13 protein-coding genes and 2 pseudogenes are annotated in these 19,327 nt (G+C 66.3%); 5 read left to right on the top strand and 10 right to left on the bottom strand.

The features are described 5' to 3' along the window. The first annotated feature begins 239 nt into the window (after positions 1-239). On the top strand, positions 240-440 hold the full coding sequence (locus tag ACH4C6_RS29865) for an acyl-CoA carboxylase epsilon subunit (protein WP_398111742.1): 201 nt from the start codon (positions 240-242) through the stop codon (positions 438-440). A gap of 102 nt (positions 441-542) precedes the next feature. Here ACH4C6_RS29865 and ACH4C6_RS29860 read toward each other — a convergent pair. Beyond that, positions 543-941, bottom strand: a pseudogene (locus ACH4C6_RS29860) (transposase); the annotation flags it as partial. A gap of 593 nt (positions 942-1,534) precedes the next feature. Here ACH4C6_RS29860 and ACH4C6_RS29855 point away from each other — a divergent pair. From ACH4C6_RS29855 to ACH4C6_RS29845, 3 genes are all read left to right on the top strand, one after another. Continuing rightward, positions 1,535-5,209, top strand: coding sequence for a LamG domain-containing protein (locus ACH4C6_RS29855; protein WP_398111887.1), 3,675 nt, complete (start codon positions 1,535-1,537; stop codon positions 5,207-5,209). Between the two features lie 148 nt (positions 5,210-5,357). After that, positions 5,358-11,876, top strand: a complete 6,519-nt coding sequence (locus tag ACH4C6_RS29850; RefSeq protein ID WP_398111741.1) for an RHS repeat-associated core domain-containing protein — start codon at positions 5,358-5,360, stop codon at positions 11,874-11,876. A gap of 61 nt (positions 11,877-11,937) precedes the next feature. Beyond that, on the top strand, positions 11,938-12,258 hold the full coding sequence (locus ACH4C6_RS29845; protein ID WP_398111740.1) for an ankyrin repeat domain-containing protein: 321 nt from the start codon (positions 11,938-11,940) through the stop codon (positions 12,256-12,258). Positions 12,259-12,556: 298 nt separating this feature from the next. On the opposite strand, the gene ACH4C6_RS29840 is transcribed toward ACH4C6_RS29845, so the two are convergent. The 6 genes from ACH4C6_RS29840 to ACH4C6_RS29815 form a co-directional block, all read right to left on the bottom strand. Then, complete coding sequence (locus ACH4C6_RS29840) at positions 12,557-12,919, bottom strand: hypothetical protein (protein WP_398111739.1); 363 nt, start codon at positions 12,917-12,919, stop codon at positions 12,557-12,559. Then, positions 12,913-13,587, bottom strand: a complete 675-nt coding sequence (locus ACH4C6_RS29835) for a Mu transposase C-terminal domain-containing protein (RefSeq protein WP_398111886.1) — start codon at positions 13,585-13,587, stop codon at positions 12,913-12,915. The genes ACH4C6_RS29840 and ACH4C6_RS29835 overlap by 7 nt, the downstream gene beginning before the upstream one ends. Before the next feature lie 578 nt (positions 13,588-14,165). Then, a complete protein-coding gene (locus ACH4C6_RS29830) occupies positions 14,166-15,029 on the bottom strand; it encodes a hypothetical protein (RefSeq protein WP_398111738.1) in 864 nt (287 codons plus the stop codon). Then, a complete protein-coding gene (locus tag ACH4C6_RS29825) occupies positions 15,026-15,835 on the bottom strand; it encodes a TnsA-like heteromeric transposase endonuclease subunit (protein WP_398111737.1) in 810 nt (269 codons plus the stop codon). The genes ACH4C6_RS29830 and ACH4C6_RS29825 overlap by 4 nt, the downstream gene beginning before the upstream one ends. Positions 15,836-15,943: 108 nt before the next feature. After that, positions 15,944-16,396, bottom strand: a complete 453-nt coding sequence (locus ACH4C6_RS29820; RefSeq protein ID WP_398111736.1) for a hypothetical protein — start codon at positions 16,394-16,396, stop codon at positions 15,944-15,946. 367 nt (positions 16,397-16,763) lie between these two features. Beyond that, positions 16,764-17,039 carry a hypothetical protein gene (locus tag ACH4C6_RS29815; protein WP_398111735.1) on the bottom strand — a complete coding sequence of 92 codons (276 nt, stop codon included), beginning with the start codon at positions 17,037-17,039 and terminating at the stop codon, positions 16,764-16,766. A 461-nt stretch (positions 17,040-17,500) separates the two neighbouring features. Here ACH4C6_RS29815 and ACH4C6_RS29810 point away from each other — a divergent pair. Beyond that, positions 17,501-17,590 (top strand): annotated as a pseudogene (locus ACH4C6_RS29810) (XRE family transcriptional regulator); the annotation flags it as partial. A gap of 96 nt (positions 17,591-17,686) precedes the next feature. Here ACH4C6_RS29810 and ACH4C6_RS29805 read toward each other — a convergent pair. From ACH4C6_RS29805 to ACH4C6_RS29795, 3 genes are all read right to left on the bottom strand, one after another. Next, positions 17,687-17,893: a hypothetical protein gene (locus tag ACH4C6_RS29805; protein ID WP_069974925.1), complete on the bottom strand. Its 207-nt coding sequence runs from the start codon at positions 17,891-17,893 to the stop codon at positions 17,687-17,689. Then, the gene (locus ACH4C6_RS29800) at positions 17,890-18,735 is read right to left on the bottom strand and encodes a hypothetical protein (RefSeq protein ID WP_398111734.1); all 846 of its coding nucleotides are present in this window, start codon (positions 18,733-18,735) and stop codon (positions 17,890-17,892) included. The genes ACH4C6_RS29805 and ACH4C6_RS29800 overlap by 4 nt, the downstream gene beginning before the upstream one ends. 289 nt (positions 18,736-19,024) lie before the next feature. Beyond that, positions 19,025-19,327 (bottom strand): helicase associated domain-containing protein (locus ACH4C6_RS29795; RefSeq protein ID WP_398111733.1); only part of this gene is annotated, 303 nt, incomplete at its 5' end.

The raw sequence follows: 19,327 nt of genomic DNA, 5'->3' as shown, positions 1-19,327 counted from the left end.
GCACGGAGAGCGGACCGAGCCGGCTACATTGCCATGCTCGAACTCCGCATCGAGGGTGCTCAAGGAGAACGCCCACGTCCACCCACGGGCCCACCTCCGCAGCGACCGATATCGCCATGGTCCTGCTTCATCGGCGACTCGCCCACCGCCTGCTGTCCTAGCGGAACTCAAGAGGTCCTCATCCCTCCTTGAAGCAAGCTGCAAGCAGCGAGCAGCAATACAAGGGACGGGAGACCCTCATGAGCCACGACGACTTCCTGCGCATCGAAAAGGGCCGTGCCGAACCCGAGGAACTGGCCGCCCTGACAGCCGTCCTCCTGGCCCACGCAGCAGCTGGCCGCACCCACCCCCGCCCCACGCGCACCTCCACCACCCGCTGGCACCGCTCCCAGCACCAGCCGTACTACCATGCCCCCCACTCCTGGCAGTCCGGCACCTGAACAACGTACAACCCGTTCGCCAACCGCACGCAATCCGTACGCGTTCGGTCCCCCCCCCCCCCCGGGGGCCTAGCTATCCGGTCGCATAGCCAGGCCGCGCTATTGCTTGAGGCGGTTGATGCATCGTTCGACGTCGTTGCGCTACTTGTACGCCTCGGCGTTAAAGGCCGGTGGGCGGCCTCCGTCGCGGCCTCGCCGCAGCCGGTGGCCGACCTGGTCGGACGGCTGGGGAATGACAGCCGGATTCCACGTCGCCGGAGTTGATCGCGGCTCGCGCGGGATGAGTACGCACGGTCCGCCAGGGGGCGTGGGTCGGGTTCTGAGTCCGCCGGTTCCCTTCGTACAACAGGGATGCCTGGCCATGACGGTCTCGAAGGCCGGGGCGTCGCCCTGCCTGGCCTGCGGTAACGCGAAGGGCCGGGGGCGTGCACGGCTGTCGCTGGCGAGGTGAACTTTCATGATCCCGCCTCGGGAGCGTCCGAGGGCTTGGCCGTCAGGCTCGGCCCGGTGTGGCACCTGATGGGTCCTCAGTCAGAGTGCGGTGGCTGTGCATCGCCGCACCTCCGGTGCCTCCTCGTCATGCAGCCAGGCACTGCCGGGCGTATTCGCGTAGTTCGACCAGGGGCTGTTCGGGTCTGTCAGCTGGTCTGACCCTAGTTCGACGGCGCGGCTCGACTCGTGTTCGTCCACAAAACTCCCTTATTCAAGTATCAAGCCACGGAAGAATGCCACACCGTCGCAGGGAGTCGAAACCTCTCTGACGATCCTCATGGTCGGTTGTGGTCGTGCTCTTGACGGTCGCCTGGATCGGAATGCGCGGAGGCTGCTGTCATGGATGCCACCGCGAACTGACGTGGTGGGTTGGGCATTTCGGCAGGTCAGGTCATAGTTGGACATCCCGCTGTGGCGCTCGTCACTCTTGATTGACTCGGTGAGTAACTCTGCATTAACTCTGTGCGTCCTGTGTGAATCTTGTGACGGAGGGTGGGCTCCGTCGGGTGGGGGTGGGGGCTGTGTTCGTTCTGCGTGCGCGAAGAACGCGCGGGGTGTTGCTGGGGGGTGTGATCGCTTCGGTGGTGCTGTCCGCGCTGCCGATGCAAACGGCCACGGCCACGAATGCGTCGCAGTCCATCGCATCCGCTCTTGCGACGGATGTGGTGGACCAGGCGACTGCATCGGAGAGAGCTGCGGTTTCCGGTGAGCCCGTCGAGGTCACCACGGAGCGCACCGAGTACTCGACCACGCATGCCAATCCGGACGGAACGTTCCTGCTCACACAGTCTTCTACGCCCCAGCGCGTGAAGCAGCAGGACGGCTGGGGGCCGGTGGACCCCGTCCTGGAGCGCCGGCCCGACGGCCGGATCGCCCCCAAGGGTGCGGTGGTCGACCTGTCGTTCTCCGGTGGCGGTGCGGGCTCGGACATGCTGCGGATGGGCAAAGACGGCCGATCGATCACCCTCGGCTGGAGGGACACCCTGCCCGCACCCACACTGAGCGGGGCGACAGCCACCTACCCTAATGTCTTGGACGACGTGGACCTGCAACTGACGGCCACCGCCGAGGGCTACCGCGAGGTCCTCGTCGTGAAGACACGAGAGGCGGCCGACAACCCGGAACTCGAGCAGGTCGAACTCACTGCCACAGGCAACGGACTGACCCTGACCCCAGGCGCCGGTGGCGGCCTGCGAGCAGTCGACGAAGACGGCAATGCCCTCTTCCGCGGGCCGGCCGGACAGATGTGGGACTCGGCCGGTGATGACACCGAGCCCGGACCGCAGCCTCAGCTCCTCACTGCCCCTGCCAGAGCGACCGAGACTGAGCCCGAGGAGGAAGACTCTTCGCAACCCGGCGAGGGCGATGCCAGCGCGGTACTGCCGGTCAAGGTCGACAACGACACCGTTGCCGTCCACCCGGACCTTGACCTCCTGCGCGGCGAGGAAACCATCTATCCGGTCTACATCGACCCTCCCGTCGGACTGGGCGCCCAGGAGCGTACAAAGATCTCCTCCGACGGTGACAAGTTCTGGATGTTCGACGGTGACAAGGGCGTCGGCAAGTGTGGCACCGCGGACGGCTACTCCTGCGGTGGGGGCTATGTCGACCGCATGTACTTCGAGTTCGCGCCGGACAAGCTGGCCGGCAAGTATGTGCTGGACGCCACGTTCCGGGCTCGTGAGACGTGGTCGTTCAACTGCAGCCCCTACTGGGTGGACCTGGAGCGCACCGACAACATCTCCGAAGGCACTCGGTGGCCGGGCCCTGCGCAGCTGGACCAGATGGGCGACCGCTACGTCTCCGCCGGGCGCGGTGACCTGTGCTCTCCCGACCAGCCCGATGCCTGGATCGAGTTCAACGACAACCCTGACGAAGCAGACGAGAACCTCAAGAGCACCGTCCGCTCCTACGCGGACGGCAAGATCGACCGTCTCACGCTGATGCTGCGGGCCAAGGACGAGGGCGAACCACGTGCCTGGAAGCGCTTCGACGACAGCGCCGAACTCCAGGTCATCTTCGCCTACAAGCCCGGTGCTCCCACCAGCGTCGGTCTCATCCCGGGCGACGGCACCACCGCCTACTGCAAGAAGTCCTCGAGTGACCCTTTGATCGTCACTCGTAAGGACCCGAAGGTGCAGGCCGTCGTTCAGACGCAGGTCGAGGCTCATAAGGGTGACGAGGAAGGTTCCCTGCAAGCTGAGTTCGTTGTAGAGCGCGGCGATGACGCGCCCTGGCACCAAGTCTGGACAGGACACGCTCCCGACACAGGCTGGCACCCGGACGGCACACTGGAAAAGCTCCAGATGAGCGACCGCGCCGACGGGGGCCTGTATCGCTACAAGGCGCGCACACAGTCGCACTGGTCCCACTCGGGCAAAACCGGTGACCTGTTCTCCTCATACAGCCCATGGTGCTACTTCAAGATCGACTCGACAGCCCCTAAGGCTCCCCGTATCACCGTCGGCTCGCCGTACACCGAGTGCACGGCAAACCTGTGCGAAGGAAAGGGAGGACCGGGAATTCCCGGATCCTTCACCTTCCAGCCCAACACTGCCGACATCAAGTCCAACGGCACCACTGACATAACGGCCTACGAGTGGAAGCTGCTTTCCACGGCCGCCAAGCCGGTAACAGGAGGCCTCAAGGTCACAGTCTCCAGCGTCACTCCACCGCTCTCGGGCACACAGGTCCTATCGGTGCGGGCCAAGGACGTCTACAACCGGTGGGGGGCCTACCAAGAATTTGTGTTCAAGGTGGCTCCCGCCCAAGGTGAGGTGGGTCGATGGCACCTGGACGGCGTGCCTCGCTCGGACGACATGACCGCCGAGGACACCGCTACTGTCGGCACCCGTCACGACGCCACGTTGCATGGCGTGGAAGGGACCGGCTGGTCGACTCGGGCCCGGCGTGGTGAAGCCGACTATTCCCTGCGCCTGAACGACGACACCAGCGACCCGGCCAAGCAGACCGGCTACGCAGCGACGTCCGCGCCTGCGGTCAACACCCGGGACTCCTTCACCGTCTCAGCATGGGTGCAGTTGTCCAACGTCTCCGCCAACCGTGCGGTGCTCTCCGCGCCCGGTGACAACGGCAGTTCCTTTGCGCTCTACTACTCGGCTGCCTACAAGAAGTGGGTGTTCAACCGCACGGACAAGGACGCGACGAGTCCCGTCTACATCCGTTCACTGGCAGATCAGGACAACCCAGCGCTCAACGTGTGGACGCACGTTGCCGGTGTGTTCAAGACCGAGGGCGACGACAACCTTCCGGACACCGACCCGGCCAATGACACCATCCAGCTGTTCATCAACGGCCGGCCTCAGGGACAGCCGATTGTCCTTTCCAAAGCCGCGCCTACCTACACGCCGTGGACTGCGAGCGGAGGGCTGCAGTTCGGCCGCTCCCGCGTGGGCGGCAACTATGGTGACTATCACTTTGGTCTTCTTGACGAGGCCGCCGTGTGGCAGCGGGCCTTGCAGCCGGCCGAAGTTGCCGAGGAAGCCAGGGTGCTGCAGGACGGGGTTCCGGCCAACGAGCTGGTCGCACACTGGGACGCCACCATCTCCAGGGGGACTCAGGTCGCGGAAATCACTGCTTACCCGCTCCCGGCCATGGCCCTGTCCGGCTCCGGGGCCACGCTTAATGAGGAGGACAACACGCTGTTCCTAGACGGCGCAACGGGCTACGCCGCCGCCACCGGCCCTGTGGTCGACGAGACTGGCTCATTCACGGTGTCAGTGGGCGCCCGGCTCAATTCGACGGCCCTGGATACGAAACCGGTCGGCTACCAGGCTCAGGTCGCAGCGCAGCGCCTAAGCGCAGAGTCCTCGTGGGCCCTTTGGGTGGTGAAGCCTGACGCTGGTGTCTATCAGTGGAAGTTCACTCGAACTGCATTGGGCCCGGACGGGAAGATCACCCAAAGTGCACAGGTGACGGAAGACGACGGCGCCGCCACCAATAGCTGGGTCCGGATCACGGGCACTTTCGATGCCCAGGAGACCTGGGAGTGGAGCAACCCGACCGACGGCACTACACAAGACCGCTACGGGAAGATCCACCTCTACGTCGGTGAGTTCGACCAGCCTTCGGGCGAGACACCCGGCTTCACCGTCCCCCAGCAGGGCAGCGGCGAGCTCAGCCTGGGCCGTGGAACAGCTGCGGGCAAGACAGGCAATTACCTGCCCGGCGCACTCCACGACCTCAGGCTCTGGGCGGGAGCCATGACCGCCGACCAGGTGCGCTCCCAAATACTCAACACCCCTAACGCCGTCTAGACGCCCCTACCCCGGTCTGCCAAGTGCGGTAGCCGCAAAGACTCACTGCCACACCGCGGCGGCAGACCGGGCTCTCTACCCGCCTTCTTCTCCGCCTCCAACGGCTCGCGTCCGGCGCGCCGCCCGGCGCCGTACAGGAAGACACCTCATGAACCCCTTCGGCATACCCGGTCTCGATCCGGGCCGCAGGAACAAGATCTCCAGACGGTGGTCCCGCCGCCTCGCCGCAGCCACCGGTCTAGTCATGCTTCCCGGCCTGCTCACCCCTGTCGCCTTCGCCGCCGATTCCGAACCCCTGGGTGCACCCGACCTGAAGAAACCCCGGTCGGCCAAGGTCAGCCCGTTCACGGCGAAGGTAAACCGAAAAGCTGCCGCCGCGGTGAAAAAGTCCGAGGAAGCGGACAAGACGGCAATCGCCCGCGCCCGGCATGACCGGACCAAGCAGACACAGTGGCCCGCTGCCGGGAAAGCGCACCTGAAACTGCCCATCAAGGGCACCGCCAAGGCCGCTCCGGGATCCCTGCCCATCAGTCTGACCACATCGGGCAAGAACCGGACCGCTGCATCCGTCACCGTCCAAGTGCTCGGCCAGAAGGCGACAACAAAGCTCGGCATCAAGGGTGTCGCCCTCAAGGTCACGAGCTCGAACAAGGGCGACACAGCGCGCCTGGGCCTGAACTACTCGGCCTTCGCAACTGCCTACGGAGGCGACTGGGCCGGGCGCCTGCACCTGACGCGCCTGCCCAACTGCTCGCTCACGGATCCCACCACAGCGAAATGCCGCACAGGCCATCTCCTCAAATCAACCAACGATCGCTTCAAGCAGCAGGTCTCCGCGCCCGTCAACCTGCCTGCTGCCGGCACACCGATGGTGCTGGCGCTGACGGCCGGAACGCAGTCCGGGGCCGGCGATTACAAGGCCACACCTCTGTCGGCGTCCTCGACCTGGGAAGCCGGCGGCTCTTCGGGTACCTTCACCTGGTCCTACCCCTTGCGCGTGCCGCCGGCTGCAGCCGGGCCCCAGCCCACGCTGTCCATCTCCTACGACTCCGGCGCTGTCGACGGACGCACCGCGAGCACCAACAACCAGGGCAGCCAGATCGGTGAGGGCTTCGACCTCACGTCGTCTTACATCGAGCGCAAGTACGGCTCCTGCGACGACGACGGCCAGACCGATAAGTACGACCTGTGCTGGAAGTACGACAACGCCTCCCTCGTCCTCAACGGCCAGGCCACCGAGCTGGTCAAGGACGACATCACCGGCAAGTGGCGGCTGAAGAACGACGACGCCTCCACCGTGACCCACTCCACCGGTGCCGACAACGGGGACGACAACGGTGAGCACTGGACGGTTATCACCGGCGACGGCACCAAGTACGTCTTCGGCTTGAACAAGCTCGAGGGCGCCGGAACCGACGACCGCACGCAGTCGGTGTGGACTGTTCCCGTCTTCGGCGACGACGAAGGCGAACCCGGCTACGCCGACGGCAGCTCGTTCCCCGGCCGCGGCAAGACTCAGGCCTGGCGATGGAACCTCGACTACGTCGAGGACACTCACAACAACGCCATGTCCTACTGGTACACGGCCGAGCACAACAACTACGACAAACTCGGCGACGACACCACTGGCACCGACTACGTCCGCGGCGGCTATCTCAAGGAGATCCGATACGGCCAGCGCGCCAGCGCCCTCTTCTCCGGCTCCCCCGCCGCCTCGAACAAAGTGGTCCTCACCCATGCGGAGCGCTGCATCGCCGCTGGCACTGGTTGCGACTCGCTGACCGAGGACGCCAGGGACAACTGGCCGGACGTACCCTTCGACGCGGTCTGCAAGGACGGCGACAAGTGCACCGGCAACACCGGCCCAACGTTCTTCACCCGCAAGCGACTGACTACCCTCACCACCTATGCATGGAACGCAGCCGCCACCACGCCGGCCTTCGACCCGGTGGACGTCTGGTCCCTTAAGCAGCGATATCTCGACCCGGGCGACACAGGTGACTCGACCGATCAGTCGTTGTGGTTGGACGAGATCAAGCACACCGGCAAACGCGGCACCGATCTGTCGCTGGACCCGGTCAAGTTCACGCACGAGATGCGGGCCAATCGAGTCGACGGAACCGAAAACATCCTGCCCTTCTACAGGCCACGCCTGAAGACCGTCACCTCAGAAACCGGCGCACAGACGATCGTCACCTACCTGGCCGCCGACTGCGCCGCCAGCCAGGCCAAACCCAAGGTCGACCAGAACACCAAGCGCTGCTACCCCGTGTACTGGTCCCCTAACGGTGAGAAGGAACCCCTCCTCGACTGGTTCCAGAAGTACCCGGTCAGCTCAGTGCAGACAACTGACCCGCGCGGCGGCTCGGAGGCAGTACAGCACGCCTACCAGTACTCCGGCGGAGGAGCCTGGCACTACAACGAGGACCCGCTCACCCCGGCCAAGGAACGCACCTGGTCCATCTGGCGCGGCTTCGAACGGGTCACTCACCTCACCGGCATCTCCACCGGCACCCAGAGCAAGACAGTAACCGTCTACCTGCGTGGCATGCACGGCGACCGCGTCCTGGGCCCGGACGGCAAGACGCCAGACCCAGACGCCCGCAAGACGGTAGAAGTCTCCGGCATCAAAGCCGGCAAGATCACTGACTCCGACCCGTACGCCGGCTTCACCCGCGAGAGCGTCACCTACAACGGCACCGCCGAAGTTGCCGGCACGATCAACGATCCCTGGTCCAAGCGCACCGCGACGCAGCACAAGTCCTACGCGGACATCGAGGCGTACTACGTCCGCACCGGAGCCACTCACTCCCGCACCAACATCACCAGCAAGCTCGACCCCTACGACCGCATCCACACGGTCAAGACCACCTACGACGACTACGGCATGACCGCTACCGTCGAAGACCAGGGCGACACCGCGGTCGACGGCGATGAGAAGTGCACCCGCCTCTGGTACGCCCGCAACGACACAAACGGAATCACCTCCCTCGTCTCCCGCACCCGCGTCACCAGCAAGCCGTGTGCCATCACGGGAGACGGCCTCGACCTGCCGGCGGACGCCAGCAGGCCCGGCGACGTAGTCTCCGACACGGCCGTCGCCTACGACGCAACGACCTGGTCCTCAAGCCAGAGCCCGACCAAGGGTGAGGCCCAATGGACCGGCCGCGTTCAGGGATACACGGCCGCCAACAACCCCCTCTGGCAGAAGCTGACGACCACGACGTACGACACGCTCGGGCGTCCCCGCCTCGTCAAGAACACCAACGACCTGCAGGTCTCACAGACCACCTACACCCCAGCAGCCAGCGGCCCTCTGACAGCGACCGCCGTCGAGGACGCCAGGCTCTACAAGTCGACGACGATAGTCGATTTCGCCACGGGTGCCCCGCTGAAGGTGACTGACCCCAACAGCAAGGTTACGGAGACGGAGTACGACAGTCTCGGCCGCCTGACCAAGGTGTGGCTGCCCAACCGGCTCAAGGTCCTGAGCAAGACGCCCAACTACGTCTACGCCTACAACGTCACCAGCTCGGACATGTCCTGGGTGTCCACCGGCATACTGAAGGGTGATGGCTCCGGCTACAACACCACCTATACCTTCTACGACTCCCTGCTGCGCACCCGTCAGACCCAGGCTCCGACGCCGCAAGGCGGCCGCCTCATCTCGCTGGCTCTCTACGACTCCAGAGGTCTGGCCGTCAGCCAGCAGTCTGATATCTGGGACAGCGCTTCAGTCCCCACGGAGGAACCGGCGCAAACCTCCGCCGGTCAAGCACCGATACAGACGGACACCACCTACGACGGCGCCGGCCGCCCCAGCAAGGTTGTCACCAGCACGCATGGCACCCCCCGCTGGACGACGACCACGTCCTACACGGGTGACACGGTCAGCACCAGCGCCCCGAACGGCGGTCAGGCAACCACCACGGTGACCAACGCCCTCGGCCAGCTCACCGAGCACCGTGAATACGGCGGTGAACAGCCCACCGGAACTGAATACACCACCACAAGCTACGCCTACACACCGGCCGGCCAGCAGAAAACCATCACAGCTCCTGACCAGAGCAAGTGGTCCTACACCTACGATCTGGTCGGCCGCCAGGTCACGACCACAGACCCGGATAAGGGCAAGAGCACCACCGAGTACAACAACCTGGACCAGGTTGTCAGCACCACCCCGAACGACGACCCGAACAAGAAGCTCCTCTTCGAGTACGACGACCTTGGCCGCAAGACTGGGATGTGGCAGGTCACCAGGACAGATGCCAACAAGCTTGCCGCATGGACCTTCGACGCTCTGGCCAAGGGCCAGCCGGACAGCGCCATCCGCTACGACGGCGGCGTAACCGGAAAGGCCTACACCCAGAAGGTCACGTCTTACGACGCTCTCTATCAAGCAACCGGCAACCAACTGCTCCTGCCCGACACTGATCCCTTGGTGACCGCGGGCGTGCCCAAGACACTGTCCTTCAGCACCGGCTACAACGTCGACGGCACGATCAGCCAGTACGCCTCACCAGCCATCGCTGGTCTGCCCGCGGAGACCGTCTCTTACAAGTACGACTCGACCGGCCATCAGGTCAGCTCAAGCGGCACCACCGGATACCTGCAGGGCGCCGGGTTCTCTCCTCAAGGGGACCTCAACCAACTCGTCCTCGGCGTGGACCCAACGGACTCAGCGAAGAAGGCCTACCTCAACTGGGCCTATGAGCCAGGCACACGCAGACTTACTCGTGCCTGGGTCACAGATGACGTCCACGGCTACATGCCACAGGAGTTGCGGTTCACCCAGGACGACGCCGGCAACGTCACCTCGATCTTCGACGCCACCACTCAGGGTGGCACGAGCAAGGCCGACTACCAGTGCTTTGCCTATGACGGCTATAGCCGCATGACCGAAGCCTGGACACCGAAGACTGCCGATTGTGCGGCGACGGGACGCGCGACGTCCAACATCGACGGCTCCGCCCCCTACTGGACGTCTTACACGTACACCGTAGGTGGACAGCGCAAGAACGAAACCAAGCACACTTCCGCGGGCGACGAGACCACCACGTACACGTACGACGACACGGCCAGAGACACCAAGCCGCACACGCTGGATAAAACCACCGGAGCCCGGACCAGCAGCTACTCCTACGACAGCAGTGGCAATACCACCTCCCGGCCCGGCCCAACGGCTCAGCAGACGCTCGCCTGGAACACCGAAGACAAGCTGGTCCGTCTCACCGAGAGCGGCAAGGAGACCACCTATCTCTACGACGCCTCCGGGGAACTCCTGATCCGTCGAGCGAAGGCAGAGGGCGATACCGTCCTCTACCTGGGCGGTGGCAACGAGGTCCGCCTCACGGTCAAGGGAACTACGAAAACGGTCTCCGGTACCCGGTACTACACCGCCAATGGTCAAACAATCGCGGTCCGTACCGCAGTAACCGGCACTTCCGGAACGAAGCTCAACTTCCTCGCTGCTGATCACCACGGCACATCCAGTATCGCCCTAAACGCCAGCACATACGCGATCACCAAGCGGTACACCACGCCGTTCGGGTCTCCGCGTGGCAGTAAGGCCAACTGGATGGACGACAAGGCCTTCCTGGGCAAGCCAGCCGACGATTCCACCGGCCTCACTCACATCGGTGCCCGCGAGTACGACACGTCTATCGGGCAGTTCGTCAGCGTCGACCCGATCATGGCCCTCGACGACCCACAGACCCTCAACGGCTACAGCTACGCGGGGAACTCACCCGTCACTCACTCGGACCCCACAGGTCTGTGCAGGGCTGACCAGTGCGGCGTCGGCACCCCCAAGGGCGACGGCTCCGGCGACATCATCAGGGACGGCCCGATCGACCCGGGCAACCCGAGTGCTGGAAGCTGCCACAAGGGTTCCTGCGGTCCAATCGACTACATCGACCATGGGACAGCTCCTACTAGCAGCTCAGGTAACACCAGCAGCAGTGGCAGTGGCGGTGGCAGTGCCGCATGCTGGCCCGTCTACACTTGTGGTGCCAAGAAGGGGCCAGCAGATACCATCAACAACATGGGGAATGCCGGAGGGCCTGACATTCCGTCCATGTTCGATTCAATGGTGACTTCCTTCGCGCAAGGTCCACTCGCAGCCCTCCTTGCCGGAGACCTTGATGAAGCTTGGAACCGGCTGAACCCGGATTGTGGGAATCCCGCCATATGTGAGCCCAGAGGAGGTACGTTTGACGTTGGCGGGTCATCTATACTCGCGCGGGCAGCAACAAGGGCAACTTCCAAAGAACTCGCAGCCCAAGTCGAGGTAATGTTTGCAAAGCAAATTGCAGGAAAGCGGCGAGCCGCTCTGGCTGGCAGGCTGGAAATGGAAGGTAGTCCTTCAATGCTTCTCCTGGCCACAAGCGGGAAGCACGAGCAGGCAGGGTTGATTCCCACTGTTGGAAGTAGGGGGAATCCTGCCCGCTATACGGCTACCTCTACTGGCAAGAACGGCCGAGTGAATGACACTGAGTATAAGATGCTCACCTGGATAGCCAATCAATTGGGTGCGCCATCAAAAGTTAAAGGTAGCCTCACTTTGCATTCGTCACAACAGGCGTGCTCTTCTTGCACTCCGGTGCTTGGGGAATTCTCCAAAGAGTTCCCTAATATTCGGATAAATTACACGTCGGGTCGACGGTAAGGCGCCGAATCCCGGGGGGTCTTTTGAGGGCCGCCCGGGATTCGTGTACTATCGTGTAGTCATGAGCACTTTGAGTAATCTTTGGAGCCCATCTCACCAGGCCGTAGAAGATGGTGATGTAAGCAAGTTGGCCCAGCTGTTGGACGCTGGCGCGGACCCGAATGAAGTGTGCTGTGGTATGACGCTTCTGGCTCACGCTGTTGACTATGAGGCGGATGCTGCCATTCAGGCTGGCGAGGAGATGGAAGTGACGTTGATTGCCGTACTCCTGGCATACGGGGCTTCTCCGGGAATTGCTGGTGACCCCGGAAAGAGTCCTTTGGATCTAGCGAATGAGTATCAGCACTCGATGGCCGCACGACTGCTGCTGCGTTTTACGTAGTTGTTCGACTTATCCAGGTCCTTGCGTCCAGCTGCTAACTGGTGAAGCTGCATCTCGGCAATTTCGGCGTCGGTCGGGATATCGGTCAGCGGCATCCACGCAAACATCGGTGGGGTCTCCTGCGGGCGTACTTGCTCAACTTCGGTCTTGGTGGATGCAGATGCGCGCTTGGGCCTGCCGGCCCCAAAGGGTCGGCAAGCTTAGGCCTCGGCGGACTCTCCAATCGACGCTTAAGAGGTCGTTTTCTCCCGTTGTTGCATCCCGGAATCCGCTGTTTGGTCTGTGGTGTCGGGTCGCGTCAGGGGGTGTTGCTCTCGCTGGTGGGGCGGCGGGCCACGGTGGTTTTCCCGGCTGCGGCGGGTCCGGTGACGATGAGGGAGGGCCGTGCGGTGGTGTGCTGGTGGCGGCCGAGGATCATCAGGGTGCGGACCCGGGTGGCGAGTTGGCTGATGGCGGGGGTGCGGATGGTGACGAAGGCGGAGTGGTAGGCGAGGCGTTCGTCGGTGCTGTGGGGCGGTGCGGGCGGGTCGGTGGTGGCGAAGTGCTGCCAGCCCTGCCAGGTGGTCAGGGGCCAAGACGGCTCGGCCGTGTTGCCTTCGCCTGCGTCGGTGGGCGCGCTGGACGGTTGGTGCGCTGCGGGCTCGGGGCGGGTGTTCACCACTTGTCGGCTTCCTCGTGTGCGTCGTAGAGCCCGAACCCGGTGGCCGTGGCAGGGCGGGTGCCGTCGTCGGAGAGGTCGTCGAGGTCGTCGATGCTGTCGTCCTCGCCGTGCTGCGCGAGCTCGTCGTGTTGTGCCGGTGCGTCGGTGGTGGGGCTGGTGCCGTGGTGCGGGTGCCGGGCGGTGGGGACCGGTGTTGTGGTGGCGCGGGCGAGGAGGGTTTGTTCGGCGGTGGTGGCGTGGCCGGTGTGGACGCGGCGCATGAGCTGGTCGAGGGCGTCGGCGAGGCCGGCTTCGTGCTGCTGGCTGTTGTCGTGGTCGCTGTGTTGGGCGTGGGTTCTGATGTGCTGCCAGGTGTGGTCGTTGAACGGCTGGTGGACGTGGTCGCGGTGGATCCAGGGGATTTCGGTGAGCTTGCCGTCGGTCAGGCGGATCCAGATCTGGCGGACGTCGTGCGGGTTGTAGTGGATTTCCCATTTCCCGCCGCGGCCGGTGACGGGGGAGGCCTGCCCGCGATACGGGGCGAGGAGATCGTGGTCGTAGGTGCGGTGGTGGATGCGGATGCCTGCGGGGGTGATGGCCTGCCAGCGCACGGGCAGCAGTTCGAGGTAGTCGCTGCCGGTGAGCGGGACGGGCACGTACCCGGCGACGGCGACGAGCGCGGCCCACATCTGGTTCGGGGTGAGGGCCTTCTTCGGCATCAGCGGGTGGCGCAGGCCTTCGTGAGGGCGGTGGTGGTAGTGCACCAGCCATTCGTCGAGGAGGTCCTGGATCTGGGGGACGCTGTAGCAGGTGTCTTTCTCGGTGTCGGGGCCGCGGCGGGTGACGTCGGAGCCGGTGTAGCCGGGCAGGTGCTGGCAGAACAGGTGGTTGATGGTGCCGAAGGTCCGCTCGACGATGCCTTTGGCGGTGGGGGCGCGGGGCGGGGCGGGCTGGACGCTGATGCCGAGGTGTTCGCAGGCGGCGGTGAACGCGGCGGAGACGAAGACTTTGCCGCGGTCGACGACGATCGTCTCGGGCAGGACGAAGGGCCGTGCCGCAGCTGCGGCCAGACGCTCGTCCAGCGCGGCCAGCCGCTCGTGGGGGAGTGCGGGGGCGTGGTCCATGCGCAGGATGTCGGGCCAGGTGGGCCGGGCGGGGTGCGGGACGGCCATCTCCGCCAGCAGCAGGGCGGCGTCGACGGCTTTGGTGGTGCTCGGGCACAGCACGGCGGCGAGGATGGCGCGGGTGGCGACGTCGACGGCGATCGTCAGTTCGGGCCGGGCCAGACGCCCGTCGTCGAAGAGGGCGAGGACGTCCAGGCGGGTGGTGTCGACCTGGACCTGCTCGCCGTGGCGCAGCGCCGTGGCGGGGGTGAAGGCCCGCCCGTCGACGCTCGCCGGCACCTGCCGGACGGGTCCGGTGGGCAGTTCGCCGGGACGGGCGAGATTGGTGACGAGCCGGTAGAGCGTGGCCTGTGACGGCGCGGGCACCGTGCCGGGGCCGTGCCGGTCTTCTGGTTGATGAGCGGGAAGAGGCCGTTGATGGTGCCCTTGGAGCGGCCGCGGCGGCGGCGCAGTGCTTCGCGGACGGCGGCGACGACTCGCTCGTCGGCCCGGCCGGTGGGGCTGGAGGCGCGGGTGGTGCGGTGGTCGAGGAGCCACCACAGGCCTTGTTTGCGGTAGGCGAGCCGCATGCGCTGCACCGTGGTGCGCGAGACCGTGCCGAAGCCGAGCGCGGTCAGCTCCTTCGCCTTGGCGTGCTCCCGCTCGGCCAGCGTGTGCCGCTGCGGGTCGTACTGCTCCCGCACCGTCCCTTCGCTGCCGGGCCCGCCAGGCAGGCCGCATTCGACTTCCCGCACATGCCGCCGCCAGGCCAGCGCCTTCTCACGCGCCGCGGCGGGGGCGGTCTCGAACAGCCCCCATTGCGGGGCCGCCTGAGGCGCATCGGCGCCGATGACGGTAAAGCCGGGGTCGGCGAACAGCTGCCCGGCGAGCACGACCTCACCACCGCCGTCCGGGCCGAGGAGGTGGATGTCTTGTCCCGAAAGGGCGACCACTTGCCACTTCACGTCACGGAAGCGGACGTGAGCACCGACCTTCACGGTCGGCCGGGCATCGCGCCGCGCGCTCACCCGGCACCTCCCTTCTTGCTCGGGTCGCTCCAGCCCTGCGGGCCGACGAGGATGCGTTCGTGCAGCGGCGTGTTGAGACCAGCCGTCAACCGGCCGTGCCACAGAGCGTGGAAGACGCAGGGAAGGACTTCGATCGGGTCGCCGACCGCTTCGGTGCCCTCGAGCAGAGGCCGCGGCCGCGTGAACGCCTCGACGACCGCCGCCATCAGCCCCGGGCGGCCGGCGTTGCGAGGATGGCGGTAGCCGGCCAGCCATTTGAGGTTGGCGGCCAGGACGTCGTCGAGCGGCGGGATGCGCCGGTAGGTCCAGCCGACATCCGCGCATGCCTGCGTCACCGCCTCGGCGGCCTTCACCGCGCGTTCGCCTCCGGCGTCCGGGTGGCCGGGGCAGTCGGCGAGCAGCGCGGTGCCGTCGGCACGGCGGGCGAAGAGTTGTGGCACCCAGGAACGCACCTGCCCGCGGGGATTACGCCACAGCAGCCGCACGGGCCGCCCTGCCAGGCCTGTCACGTCGGGGTCGCGGTCCAGGACCATTAGCTGGGTGCGCATCGGGTTCGACCCGGCGGCCACGTGCCGGCCGGTGGTCGCCGACCACCACAGGCCCGGCCCCCAGCGCCGCCCCGGGATGACCGGGAACGCCGACACCGGTGCCAGGTCCTCGAACGCCACGGTCATGGCGGCATCCGCCCACCGCTGCTGCGCCGCCTGTCCCACCGGGTCGAGGAACACCGCCTCGAATCCGCCCGCCTGATCGATGGCCGCTCGCCCTGCCCGGCTCTTGGGCCGGGCCGCTCCTGTGCTGCTCACCCGCGCCAGCCAAACGGCTTCCGCCCGCCCGGACCGCTGTTTCCAGTGTTCCTGCCACGAACGAGTGCCGTATCAGCTAACAGCCGACTTCCCCCCGGCGTATCGCTCTCAGCGGCCGTCTTCCTGCCTGTCCGCGGTCAGCATTTTCCGGAGCACCTCGACGGGCATGTCCACCCACCGGGCCACCTCCTCAAGCGGCACCCCGCCGTTCACCGCCGCCACCGCGGTCCGCTTCCAGGCGTTCTCGATCAGACCGGCACTGTGACCGAGCCCGCGCAGCAGCCGCCGGGCGACCTCGGCGGTCGGGCCGGTCTGCACCCCGCGCAGCTGCAGCAACTGCTCCTCGGCACTGTCGATCGTGCTGGTGATGCCCCTGCGCTGCTCTGCGGGCACCGCAGCCCGCCACATCGTCCCCGAACCGGGCGCCTTCTTCTCCTTGCCCAGCACCCGCAGCCGGCCGGCCATGGTCGCGGCCTGGTGTTCCTGGCGCAGCCACCACGGGTCGTTGTCGTACCCGGGCGGTCCGCCGGCGCCGCGGCGAAGGCGGATGACACTGCCCATCCACGCAAGAAGCGCCCCGCCGTGGTCCGCCGCGGCCAACGGTCCCAGCCACGGCCTGCCCACGCGCTCACCGAGCCCGCGGCAGAACATCCCGTCGGCGGGCAGCGCCGCGGCCGCCCGGCACCGCTGTCCACCCACACCAGCTCGGCCATGGCCGGGTCCAGCAGTACGTCGGCCACCGCCACCACCTCCGGAAAGACGACCGCGTCGCGCCCCACGATCCGCCACCGCTCCAGATCACCGCCGGCATCCCCACCTGCGACCTGGTGCAGGCGCTGCGGCCAGATCGTCTCCCGCTCCCAGCCGTAAGCCTGCTCCCACCACCGGGCCACCACCGCGTGAGACAGCGCGAACACGAGCTCCGGCTTCACCCCGGCCCGCACCGCACGCCGCGCCACGCCCGACCACCGCCGCTGCGCGCCACCACCTCGGGCACACCGTGCAGGTCGAGGTGTTCCAGCAGCTGGTTGGCGTCCGCGTCCAGCAGCCACCGTCCATGCCGAACACACGCCCGCTCCCACCGCGGCGTGTACCGCAGCGCCCGCAGCGCCTGCCCCGTGCGCCGGGCCGTGCACAGCCGGCAACCGAACGCCACCGGACCGGCCAGCGCCACCGATCCGCCACAGCCCCACGGGATCGCCATCTTCGGCGCGCAGCTTGGCGTCCCCTTCTACCCAGGACGGCAACGCCTGCGCCAGCACCTCTTCCTCGACGCCGCACATGTCTGCCCGTCGGCCCGTGCGCCGCCGCCCTCGTGGGCGGGCGGGTAGTTGCGCCACTTCCAGCAGGCCCGCAGCACCTTCGCTTGCATCCCGTAGCGGCTCGCGATGCGCCCGATCAGCGACGAGGTCATCTCTCCCTGCAGGGGAGCTGTTCGCAGGAGGCCGGGATGGTGGGTCACTCCACTACGGTCTCGTGTTCGCCGTCCCGGCGGGCGTCTTCGCGATGGATACACACACCGAGACCACCTCGCCCCTGCCGAGCACTGGAACCCATGAAGCGTACGTGAGGCGTGCTCCTCGCGTACCTATACCGTATAGGAGGCGCACATGACCACGGCACTCCCCGCTGCTCCTGGCTGAGCTTGTCCCGCCTCGATTTAGTGCGGTGTACTTCCAGGACGGTGGCCGCCGTGCTGGCAGCCTGGAAGAGGTCCGCTTCACCGAGATCGAGCACCTCGACTTCGAGCTGTAGCCCCCGAGCTCCGTCGACCACATGGACGCGCCGGTCGGACTGTGTGGTGGGGCCCCGGGCCGGCCGGGGGTCCGGTCGGCCCGATGTACCCCTGCCTCACGTCACCGCCGGGACCAGCACGGCCAGCAGCGCGATGAACAGCGTCATGACGCTGAAGAACACAAAGCCGCCGCGACCAATGGCTGTGGAGACCGACGAGCCCCCCTCGCGGGAGACGCTGTAGCCGATTAGACCTGCGACGGCGGAGACGGCCGCGAGGGCAACCAGAGCCAGAAGAAGGATCAGGAGGTTCTGCACGCTCACACCGCACCCCGCTGCTGGTGCCCGCGGGAGACGGGCTTCGTGTGCAGCTCCTCCGGGATCCAGATCCGGCGCTCGCGGGCCGCCTGGTACAAGACCGTGCGGAACCGCGACCTACGCTGGCGGACGGTCACGTTGGTGAGGTTCAGCCGCTCGGCGATCTCGGTGTCCGGGAAACCCATGACCGTCAGCCGCACGACCGCCTGCGTCTCCGGCGCCTGCTCATCGAGGATGTCCTCGAAGTCGGTGCCGAGCACCTCCGAATCCATCTCGTCGCTGGTGGACTGGAGCAGCCCGCCGATCCCGGCCTCGTTCGCGGCGTCCTCCGTGAAGTCGTATACGGCGTGCAGCCGCGCCCAGTCCACCCGCTCCTGGGCCCACCTCACGTACGCCCGCCGGAACACCCATACGCACTGGCCGATGAAGTACGTCATCAGGCTGCAGGCGCCGCGCGGTCCATTGTGGTCCGCCGTCCAGCCCCGCCCGTTCTGCAGGTCGCGGCGGAACTTGCGCATCGCCTCGGCGAGCACGTCGACCATGATGATGTCCCGCTCGCGCCTGCTGCCGCGCAGCAGGCGCATGTCGTCCTCGTGGACGAAGAACTTCCAGCCGCGGCTCTTGCACTGCTTCAGAGCGAGCCGGGCCAGCGTGCCCTTGCGGAGCATGCCGAGCAGGATCGGCTCGGCCTCCCGGTACAGCTCGATCTCGAACACCTCGTAGGCCAGCCCCTCGAACCCACCGCAGGCCAACTCCTCGATTCGCGCGGCGTCCTGCTCGATTCGCGCCGTACCTCCCCCGCCCAGCACCGCGTCGATGGTCTCGACGATCTCTGCATCCACACCCATGGCATAAGCCCCCTCGTCGTGGTCTGCCCCCGATCCCCGGCAACTTCTTCAAGTCGCGCGAATGAGCTGCGAAGCAGATCGCTTGTTGTACGGGCTTATGTGCAGGGGAAGTTGGCGAACGTGACACGCCAGCTGAAATTTTTTTCGCGAGGCTCAGAAGCAATCTGCGGGCCCGCAAATGCTCCACGGACCCGCAGGCGAAATCTCGCACCCGGCATTGACTGGACGAGCGCAGGCCCTCACCCTGTACCAGGGATCAGGACCGTGCTTTGACGATCAGCCGACGTGTTCACGCCCACTGCATGCCGAGCTCCCGCAGCGCGTCCAGCTGCTCCGCCGTGAGCCTGTCCCGCCTCGACTTGGTGTTCGAGACCCACACGCCCAACTTCACGGCCACCGGCTCCGCCTCGCCGTCGACCGCGATCTCTTCGCTGTGTCCCCTCGGCACGGGCCGGTCCGCGCCTTCCCGTTCCACCCACTGCGCGAGCGCCGTCAGACCCCGCTGGAACGCCTGCTGCCCCTTGCTCGGGGCCTTCGTCGCCCGCGCGGCAGCCGGGGCGGGAGACGGGGCCTGGTCGGGCTGAACGCCCAG

It is taken from the genome of Streptomyces sp. NPDC017943 (genome assembly GCF_044328425.1).
In the GTDB taxonomy this organism is placed as follows: domain Bacteria; phylum Actinomycetota; class Actinomycetes; order Streptomycetales; family Streptomycetaceae; genus Streptomyces; species Streptomyces djakartensis_A.
The sequence above is the reverse complement of the archived record's forward strand: the minus strand, read 5'-3'. Positions and strand labels throughout refer to the sequence as shown.